9 protein-coding genes are annotated in these 10,307 nt (G+C 30.6%); 1 reads left to right on the plus strand and 8 read right to left on the minus strand.

From position 1 onward, the window contains the following. Window positions 1-3: 3 nt before the first annotated feature. The 3 genes from KKC53_04670 to groES all read right to left on the minus strand — a co-directional run bounded on the left by KKC53_04670 (window position 4) and on the right by groES (window position 4,159). Window positions 4-2,133: a UvrD-helicase domain-containing protein gene (locus tag KKC53_04670; GenBank protein MBU2598455.1), complete on the minus strand. Its 2,130-nt coding sequence runs from the start codon at window positions 2,131-2,133 to the stop codon at window positions 4-6. A 96-nt stretch (window positions 2,134-2,229) separates the two neighbouring features. Further along, window positions 2,230-3,852 (minus strand): chaperonin GroEL, encoded by a 1,623-nt coding sequence (gene groL, locus KKC53_04675; GenBank protein MBU2598456.1) that lies wholly within the window; start codon window positions 3,850-3,852, stop codon window positions 2,230-2,232. Window positions 3,853-3,871: 19 nt separating this feature from the next. After that, window positions 3,872-4,159, minus strand: a complete 288-nt coding sequence (gene groES, locus KKC53_04680; protein ID MBU2598457.1) for a co-chaperone GroES — start codon at window positions 4,157-4,159, stop codon at window positions 3,872-3,874. 356 nt (window positions 4,160-4,515) lie between these two features. On the opposite strand from groES, the gene asnS reads away from it, so the two are divergent. Beyond that, entirely contained in the window at window positions 4,516-5,811 is a 1,296-nt protein-coding gene (gene asnS, locus KKC53_04685; protein MBU2598458.1) for an asparagine--tRNA ligase, read from the plus strand. A gap of 127 nt (window positions 5,812-5,938) precedes the next feature. Here the strand turns inward: asnS and lnt are convergent, their stop codons facing one another. The 5 genes from lnt to KKC53_04710 all read right to left on the minus strand — a co-directional run. Beyond that, the gene (gene lnt / locus KKC53_04690) at window positions 5,939-7,510 is read right to left on the minus strand and encodes an apolipoprotein N-acyltransferase (GenBank protein MBU2598459.1); all 1,572 of its coding nucleotides are present in this window, start codon (window positions 7,508-7,510) and stop codon (window positions 5,939-5,941) included. A 77-nt stretch (window positions 7,511-7,587) separates the two neighbouring features. Further along, on the minus strand, window positions 7,588-8,601 hold the full coding sequence (gene tsaD / locus KKC53_04695; protein MBU2598460.1) for a tRNA (adenosine(37)-N6)-threonylcarbamoyltransferase complex transferase subunit TsaD: 1,014 nt from the start codon (window positions 8,599-8,601) through the stop codon (window positions 7,588-7,590). 69 nt (window positions 8,602-8,670) lie between these two features. Further along, window positions 8,671-9,189: a ribosomal protein S18-alanine N-acetyltransferase gene (gene rimI / locus KKC53_04700; GenBank protein MBU2598461.1), complete on the minus strand. Its 519-nt coding sequence runs from the start codon at window positions 9,187-9,189 to the stop codon at window positions 8,671-8,673. A 72-nt stretch (window positions 9,190-9,261) separates the two neighbouring features. Then, window positions 9,262-9,990, minus strand: a complete 729-nt coding sequence (gene tsaB / locus KKC53_04705) for a tRNA (adenosine(37)-N6)-threonylcarbamoyltransferase complex dimerization subunit type 1 TsaB (protein ID MBU2598462.1) — start codon at window positions 9,988-9,990, stop codon at window positions 9,262-9,264. 116 nt (window positions 9,991-10,106) lie between these two features. Beyond that, window positions 10,107-10,307: hypothetical protein (locus KKC53_04710; GenBank protein ID MBU2598463.1), on the minus strand; the 201-nt coding region annotated here is incomplete at its 5' end.

The following is a 10,307-nucleotide window of genomic DNA, read 5'->3' on the forward strand; positions in this document are numbered from 1 at the left end:
GATTTATTTTGTTACTCTATCCAACTTTGCATAGTTCAAAAGGAGATGTTTTAAACCAAAATCGTCAAAGAGAACATATGCTTCGGTATCATTAATAATTTCCTTTAAGTCCAATATTTCACCCATTCCCCATTTCTTATGAACTACTCTATCACCAATATTAAATTTTTCTAACTTTTCTCTAATTACTCCTAATTCAGGTTCTTTTACTTCCTCAATAAACTCATCGGGAATTTCTCTTAAGAATCTGGATTCTGGATTAAAATATATACCCCCATATAAATTCCTGGAAATTGCATATACCATATATAGTAACTTCTTTGCTCTGGTCATACCCACATAGCACAATCTTCTTTCTTCTTCTAATTGTCGGATATCATCTAAAGATAAGGCGTGAGGAAAAATTCCTTCTTCCATTCCAACTATAAATACCACTTTAAATTCCAATCCTTTCGCATTATGAAGTGTCATCAATGTTAGAAAATTTTCACCTTCTTTATATGTATCAATATTTGCAATAAGTGACATCTCTTCCAGAAATTGATCCAAATCTCCCTCAGGATTTTCACTTAAAAACTCCTTTACTACTGTAAGAAGTTCTTTAAGATTTTCTATTCTGAATTGCGCTGCTAATGTCTTCTCATCCTCTAACTCTTTTATATATCCTGTCTTAGTCCAAACCTCAACTAAAAATTTATCTAAACCGTTCTTTGATGAATAATCTCTTAGATAATCTATCATCTTAATAAATTTTTTTATTTTTGTCCTCATATTTATAGAGAGTAAATGATTTTCTTCGTATTTCTGCAAAGATTCATTAAAGGTTATATTATTTATCTTAGCAAACTTTGATATAGCAGAAATAGTCATCTTCCCTATCCTTCGATGAGGTACATTAATAATTCTGTGAAGACTAACTATATCATTAGAGTTAGAAATTAATCTTAAATATGCTGTAATATCTTTTATTTCCATCCTGTCATAAAATCTTACACCACCAACAATCTTATAAGGAATACCTTTTTTTAAAGATATATCTTCTATAACTCTTGATTGAGCATGTGTTCTATAAAATACAGAAAAATCATTATATTTAAAATCCCTATTTTTTATTAATCTTTTAATTTCATGTATAACAAATGATGCTTCATTGTGCTCATCCTCAGCTTCAAATATAAAAACTTTTTTGCCTCTCTCATTATCCGTCCAAAGATTCTTTCCCTTTCTTGAAAAATTGTTTTTGACTACATTATTTGCTGCACCTAAAATTAATTTTGTTGAACGATAATTCTGTTCTAACTTAATAACTTTCGCATTTGGATAATCATGCTCAAATTCAAGTATATTTCTGATATCTGCTCCCCTCCAGCTATAAATGCTTTGATCATCATCTCCAACCACATAAATATTCTTATTTTTAGAAGCAAGTAAATTGACTAAGTAATATTGTGCTCTATTTGTATCCTGATATTCATCCACTAATATATATTTGAATCTATCTTGATATTTTTTAAGCACGGAAGGAAAAAGTCTGAAGATAATTACAGTTAGCATAATAAGATCATCAAAATCAAGTGCATTTGCTTTGAATAGTCTTTCCTGATATCTGCTATAAACATCAGATGCAATCTGTTGATAAAGATCTGATACAGTTTCGGGGTATTTCTCATGATCGATTAATTCTTCCTTTGCAGCACTTATCAAGTTTAATATTGCTTTTGGATTAAATCTTTTGCGGTCTATATCAAGTTCTTTCATACATTCTGTTACGAGCTTTATTTGATCAATCTCATCATAAATAACAAAGTTCCTACCATAACCTAACCTTTCAATCTCATTTCTTAATATCTTTGTACATGTTGAATGAAAAGTTTTAATCCAAATATCTTGAGCATTTTCACCAATAAGTCGCTCAACTCTTATTTTCATCTCGTTTGCAGTTTTATTTGTAAAGGTTATTGCTAATATTTCTTGTGGTGTAGCTAATTTTTGCTCAAGAAGATATGCTACTTTGTAGGTGATTACTCTTGTCTTCCCAGTACCTGCTCCAGCAAATATAAGTAGTGGACCATTATTATAAACTACTGCTTTTTTTTGAATCTGATTTAAATCATCTAAAAAATTATTCTTCAACTATTTAACCTTTTTAAATAGAAAAATATCCCACATCTTAGATGATAAAGGGGGCCAGATGAGGGATATTTTCTATAGATACTTATTAATTTTTTTTTACATCATTCCAGGTGGGTATCCACCTGGCATTGGTGGTGTTTCTTTCTTTTCTGGAACTTCAGCTGCAATAACCTCAGTTGTGAGAAGCATTGCAGCAATGCTTGCTGCATTTTGTAGAGCAGCTCTTGTTACCTTAGCTGGGTCAATTATTCCAGAATCTACCATATTTACATATTTTCCTGTTAAAGCATCAAGTCCTTCACCTTTAGGTAATTTCTTAACCTCCTCTACTATTAATGCACCTTCATAACCAGCATTATTAGCAATCCATCTAATCGGTTCAGTTAGAGATTTCTTAACAATTAAGACACCTGTTTTTATATCTCCATCAAATTTGGTTTCATCTATTGCTGAAATTGAATCAATTAATACTACTCCACCACCAGGTACTATACCTTCCTCAACAGCAGCTTTAGTTGCTGAAAGAGCATCTTCAATCCTGTGCTTTTTTTCTTTAAGTTCAGTTTCAGTTGCAGCACCTACTTTGATTACAGCAACTCCTCCAGATAGTTTCGCCAATCTTTCTTGTAATTTTTCTCTATCAAATTCTGAATCACTCTGCTCAATTTCAGCCTTTATCTGCTTTATTCTTCCTTTTATATCATCAACTTTACCTTTACCTTCAATTATTGTTGTATTTTCCTTATCTATTTTTACTTGTCTTGCTCTTCCTAACATATCAAGTTTGACATTTTCTAATTTTATTCCTAATTCTTCACTGATCATTGTTCCACCAGTTACTACGCCTATATCCTGTAACATTTCTTTTCTTCTATCACCAAAACCTGGGGCTTTTACTGCAACACAGATAAATGTTCCTCTAATTTTATTAACAACAATAGTTGCCAGTGCCTCTCCTTCAACATCTTCAGCTATTAATAGTAAAGGTTTTCCTGCTTGCATTACCTTTTCTAAAACTGGAAGCAATTCAGCAATTGCTCCTAATTTTTTATTCAGTATTAATATATATGGTTCATCAAGAACAGCTTCCATTCTCTCAGCATCTGTTACCATATATGGGGATATATAACCTCTGTCAAATTGAAGACCCTCCACAACCTCAATTTCAATCCCAAATTTTTGTGATTCCTCAACTGTAATAACTCCATCCTTCCCTACTTTTTCCATAGATTCAGCTATTTTCTCTCCAATTTCTGGATCATTTGCAGAAATAGCAGCAACTTCAGCTATCTTCTTTTTCTCAGTTGCTATTGACTGACTCATTTTATGAATCTGTTTTACAGCCATTTCAACACCTTTTTCTATCCCTTTTTTTAATAACATAGGATTTGCTCCAGCTGCCACATTTCTAAAGCCTTCTCTAATCATAGCTTGAGCAAGCAAAGTAGCTGTGGTAGTACCATCTCCAGCAACATCGTTTGTTTTTGTAGCTACCTCTTTTAGTAACTGAACTCCAACATTCTCCCAAACATCTTCAACATCAATATCCCTTGCTATTGTTACACCATCATTAGTAATAGTCGGTGAACCAAATTTTCTCTCTAAAACTACATTTCTTCCTTTTGGACCTAATGTTATTTTTATCGCATCAGCTAATTTGTTAACTCCTCTTTCTAAAACTCTCCTTGCATCTTCGCCAAATTTAATCTCTTTTGCCATATATTATTCCTCCTTTTAATTATTTTTTTATTATAGCAAGTATATCACTTTCTCTTAAAATTAAGTGTTCTTTGCCTTCTATTTTTACTTCAGTTCCACCATATTTTGAGTAAATAATTTTATCCCCAACCTTAACATCCAGAGGGATTCTCTTCCCTTCTTCAAACCTTCCTGGTCCTACAGCTATCACTTCACCCTCTTGTGGCTTTTCCTTAGCTGTGTCAGGAATAACTATCCCACTTCTGGTAATATCTTCACTCTCTTTTGGTAGAACAATTACTCTATCTCCAAGTGGTCTTAATTTCATAATGTTTCTCTCCTTTCTAATTATATTTTTTTGTCAAAAGACTTTAAATTGAGAACTTAATTCTTAAATGATTTTTTAAAAATACAAAATTATTTTATAAATAGTTCCTACCATACAAATTTTAGCACTCCTTAAGAAAAAGTGCTAAAATTATTATATATCTTATATGACAATTTTTCTAAAATCAATATTATATATTCTATAATTATTTTCAATAAAAAACAACAATTTTTTATTAACTTGTAATAACTTATTAGAAATGACCCTTTTAAATTAAATAGAAATTACCTTTCTTATTAATTTGACACTAATATTTTAAAAACTTTATTAAATAATAAATTCAGAGGAGCCTAAAATTGGTAAAAGACACATATATTAATGACGTTTCAAGATATGATGGAAAGAAAGTAATAATAAAAGGATGGTTGTATAATAAACGTTCAAGTGGAAATATAGTATTTCTTTTAATAAGAGACGGTACAGGAATAATGCAATGTGTTGTTTCAAAAAATAATGTAGATAATAAAGTTTTTGAATCAGCTCAAAAAATAACCCAGGAATCATCTTTAATAGTTACAGGTAATGTTCATAAGGAAGAAAGAGCTATTGGAGGATACGAACTTTTTATTAATGATATAAAAATCTTGCAGATTGTATCTGATTATCCCATAACTCCAAAATCCCATGGAGTAGGATTTTTAATGAAAAATCGTCACCTCTGGCTTAGATCTAAAAAACAACATGCAATACTAAAAATAAGAGCTGAAGTAATAAAAGCCTGCAGAGAGTATTTAGATAAAAATGGATTTATTAATATAGATACTCCTATATTAACACCTGCTGCTTGCGAAGGAACAAGCACTTTATTTGAAACAAAATATTTTGACCAGATGGCATATCTTAGCCAAAGCGGACAATTATATAATGAAGCAACTATAATGTCTTTTGGAAAAGTTTATTGCTATGGCCCAACATTTAGAGCAGAAAAGTCTAAAACCCGAAGACATTTAATGGAATTCTGGATGATAGAACCAGAAATGGCATATTTTGATTGGGAAGATAATATTGAGATACAAGAGGAATTTGTTACTTATATTGTTCAAACAGTTCTAAAAAATAGAAGAAATGAACTTGAAATATTAGAAAGAAATTTAAGTAAACTAGAAATTATAAAACCACCATTTCCAAAGATATCTTATGATGAAGCATTAGAGATATTAAAAAAGAAAAGTAAGGACATAAATTGGGGTGATGATTTTGGAGCTGGTGAGGAAACTATAATTTCTAAAAGCTTTGATAAACCTGTTTTTATCCATCATTATCCAATGAAGTGTAAGGCATTCTATATGAAACCAGACCCTGAAAGACCTGATGTTTCTCTAAGTAATGACTTAATTGCACCAGAAGGTTATGGGGAGATTATCGGGGGTGGTCAAAGAATAGATAACTTAGAATTGTTAGAAGAGAAAATAATGGAACATAATTTACCGAGAGATGCTTTTAAGTGGTATTTAGATTTAAGAAAATACGGAACAGTTCCTCATTCAGGATTTGGCTTGGGAATTGAAAGAACAGTAGCCTGGATATGTAAATTAAAACATATCCGTGAAACTATCCCGTTTCCACGATTACTTTACAAAATCTACCCATAATAAAAATTATCTATGTCCATTCGCTTCGCTCAGAGCCTGGCCTGAAAGGAGATCCTTCGCTAACGTTCAGGACAAGCTTAGCGAATGTGCTCAGAATTACAATTTAATTGTTTCTATCATTGATGGTTTAAATGGGTAGCTTTAAAATTATCCATATAAAAAATATTAAAAGACATATATAGGAAAAAATATCACCATATTTAGAATAGAAGGTTTGTTCTGGCATAAAGTATACAGATGTAGTTAAAGTGCAAGCTTCATTTTTACGTGTAGCATCTAATTCCTTTCCATTTGGAGCAAAAACACCCGAAATTCCAGTATTTGCACATTGCACAAAATATACTCCATTTTCTACTGCTCTTACTCTACCCATATAGAAATGTTGTTCAAGTTCAATGCTATTTTTAAACCAACCATCGTTTGTGACCACAAATAAAATTTGAGCTCCATTATTTCTCAATTTTCGAGGTATCTGTGGTAGAGCAGATTCAAAACAAATTATTGAACCAATCTTACCTTGAGAAATTGGAAAAACTGTATATTTTTTACCTGCTACTACATCTTCTCTTAATAATCTTAGAGGACCAATATTACCTATAAATCTTCTTGCTGGCACAAATTCGCCAAATGGTATGGGGTGAATTTTCTCATATACATCTATCAGCTTTCCCTTTTTATCCAGTAAAATTACGGAATTATGTAAATTCCCCTCCTCATTTCTGGTAAAAACCCCTTTAAGAAGATTTGTTTTTATCTCACCAAGCAATTTTTTTGTCCAATTAAAATATAAATCTGTTTCATCCTCTATAAATACTAAAGAGGTTGCAGATTCAGGAAAAACAATTAAATCGGGGTTATTCTTTGCAGCTTCTATAGAAAGATTTTCCAAAATTTCTAATATGGAATCTATGTGTTGACCTGATATTTTTATACTCTGAGGTATATTAGGTTGTATCAGCGATATTTCTATTTTATTTAGATTTTCAAAAAAAATGTTTTTAGGATTATTGTTTAAAAAAGTAAAAAAACCGTATATAAGAATTAAAATAATCAAAATAATTGAGGAAAATAAATATTTTGAATTATAAAGCAACCATCTCTTTTTTCTGAAAAATCTTATTAAATGCTTTATAAGACTACCTAAATTTTTAAAACTACTTATCTGGAAAAGTTGAAGTGCCTCTAAAACAGTCATATTAAAGAAAACTATCAAAAAAGACACTCCGTAGACTCCAGTTATTCTTACTATCTGAAGCAAAGGCAGAAAAAAGTGTTGAGAGTTTCCTAAAATTCCCCATCCAAAAGCCAGTGGAGTAAGAGACCATAAAAATTCAAATATTACCCAAAATGTTGAAATTAAAAGAATTCTTATCCATGATTTTGTTTCTCTTAATAAAAGATGTAGAAAAAAACTAAGAATTGAAAAATAAATTGAACATAGTATAGTTAAACCTATCCATGCAATTGGAGTAACATACCAATTCCAATACATCTGACCACCAAAGAATAAAAAGCCAGTAATAAAACCCAAAAAAAATGCTTCTTTTTTTGTGCAATAATATAAAGAAAAGAGTAAAGGTATAAGTGCAATCCATGCTAAAAATCCGTATTTTGGAAAAGATACTGCCAGAAGAATTCCACTTATTACACAAAACACTATTAAGATATTTCTTCTCTTTAAAAATCTTTTTATCAACATCTCTTCTGCTTTTATAAATATTTTATTAATGAGATTGCTTCGTCGCTTACGCTCCTCGTAATGACAAATTAAAAATTTCATGTTTTTAAAGAAATCTGTGAATATGCATCTATATCTATATTACTTATCTGACCTTTCTTTAATTTGTAATAAGCAAGACATGCCACCATTGCAGCATTATCTGTACAATACTCCTTGGGAGGATAAATAGCATCAACACCATAAGATTCTGCTCTTTTTTTCATCTCGCTTCTTAAATAACTGTTTGAGGATACACCCCCAGCAAGTGCAATAGTTGGAACTTCGTAACTTAATGCAGCTCTTAAAGTTTTTTCCACTAAAACATCCATTACAGCTTTCTGAAAACTTGCAGCTAAATCTGGTATATTCTTTCGAGAAAGCAAAGTCTTATCCTTTCTTACCATATAAATGACTGCAGTTTTTAAACCACTAAAGCTAAAATTTAAACCTTTTTTCAGCATCGGTCTTGGTAATTTATAAGCATCAGCATTTCTATTAATTGATATTCTTTCAATAGCTGGTCCCCCAGGATAACCAATATTTAGAAATCTGGCTATTTTATCTAAAACCTCCCCGGCTGCATCATCTAAAGTTGAACCTAAAATTTCAAACTCATCATTCTCTTTTAAAAGGTAAATTGATGTATGACCTCCAGATGCAACCAAACTTACAATAGGTCTCTTGATATCGGGATTTTCTATAAAATTTGCATACATATGACTTAATACATGATTAACCCCAATTAACGGAATGTTTAAACTATAGCAAATTGCTTTTGCTGCTGCCAATCCAATAAGTAGTGAACCAATCAGACCTGGTCCATTGGTTACGCCAACAGCAGTTAAATCTTTAAAATCCACATTTGCTCTTTTTAGGGCTTGCTTTATTACAATATTTATAAGCTCTATATGTTTTCTTGATGCAACTTCTGGTACTATACCACCAAAACCTTCATGTAGTTCTTCCTGCGTAGCTATAATATTTGATAAAACTTTATGACCATCCTTCAAAACTGCTGCTGTTGTATCATCACAGGATGTTTCTATACCTAAAATTATATTTTTACCTATCAAAATATATATTCCCTTCTTTCAATACTCTTTTTAACAATTCTGTAATGTCTTCATTTGTGAAACTGATTATGTTTTACGTTCTCTCTCTAATTTTAGAATTATATTTTTATATTCATAATTTGTAATATCATCTACCACCATTACTAAGGCATCCTCACCACTATCTGAATAATATCCTCTTATTTTTCCAGCAGTAAAAAAATTAAATTTCGCATAAAATTTTTGTGCAATTATGTTTGACTGTCTTACCTCCAAAAATAATCTTGTTATCCCCCTTTTTATTGCCTTCCTGATTAATGAAATCAATAACAATGTTCCTATTTTTTTCCTTTTAAAGTCAGACCTTACCGCTATTGTAGTAATATGCCCACTTTTATTTTTTTTAACTATTCCTGTATATCCAATAACCTCATTGTTCTTTTTTGCTACAAGGTATATATTAGATCTCCTTCCTAATAATTGTGACACAAAACTTTTCCTGCTCCATGGAGTTGGAAAAGTCTCAACTTCAATAGCATAAACCTGATTTATATCTTTAATACTCAAAGGATAAATTTTTATTTCACTTAAATCATAACGGTTCATAGAATGAAATATTCAATAATATTTAAAATATGAATGAAATGGTTTATAAAATATATTTATAAAAGACTTAATCTATTTTCCAAATGGTTTAAACTTTCTTACATATATTGGATTTAGTTTTATATAATCATCAATCACTTCTTTACCACATTTTTGAAAAGCTAAAATATTTATAGCGCTAGCTTTTGGTACAATCACATCTCTCAAAATCATCACTTTTTCCTCTTTTTCAAATTTACTGGTAATAAACGGGTAGTCAATTAAAATATTTCCACAAAGAACTACCTTTTTATACATTCCAATTAATTTGAATACCTTTTGTTCTAATTCATCCATTTTCATTAGTTCATCTTCGCAAATCTTATTCAAAGTACTGTTCCTGCAAGTGAAAAAGGAGCAATATACTTCTTCCCTTTTAGCATTTATTAAAGGAAGGATACATAATTCTTCATTCTGAATATTTTCATTTTTTAATTGATAAATTAATTTCATTGCTTGATATGCAAGAGCATGCGAAGATGTGATTCCTACAATATCTATAGAATTCACCTGGCTAAAGGTTTTTACCACTGTTAACCCTATTCTTGTTCCAGTGAACATTCCTGGCCCTATATCAACTCCAACTAAATCTATTTGACTTAAACTTAATTTATTTTTTTTCAAGATATGGTCAATCTTTGGAATTATTTTAACAACATGGGAATTTTCATAATTCCCTGAAACCTCCTCTAAAAGCTTTTCATCTTCAGATAATGCTATTGACATTTTTGGAGTAGTTGTTTCAATTCCTAATATATACATATTTAATCCGTCACCTTCACAAATTTAGATTTATTAATAGCTTTGTGGTATACTTTCGCAGACATTTTCGGTCAAGAAAGTATACCCAAAGCATTCATCACCCATTTTTATAAAAATTAAATAATCAACCTAATTTTATTCAATCGTTTTTCCCAACTTTTTCCATTAGGGACAATTTTTATTTTTCTTTTTTTATTCTCATAATAATCAAAATTTACCTGAAGATGGTCAAAGGCTAATAATTCTTTCATCTTATTTCCCCACTCTATAACTGTCACCCCGTCAGCATATTGAAACTGGTTAAATCCTATATCCTC

This window comes from Actinomycetota bacterium, from assembly GCA_018830725.1.
In the GTDB taxonomy this organism is placed as follows: Bacteria; Actinomycetota; Humimicrobiia; order JAHJRV01; family JAHJRV01; genus JAHJRV01.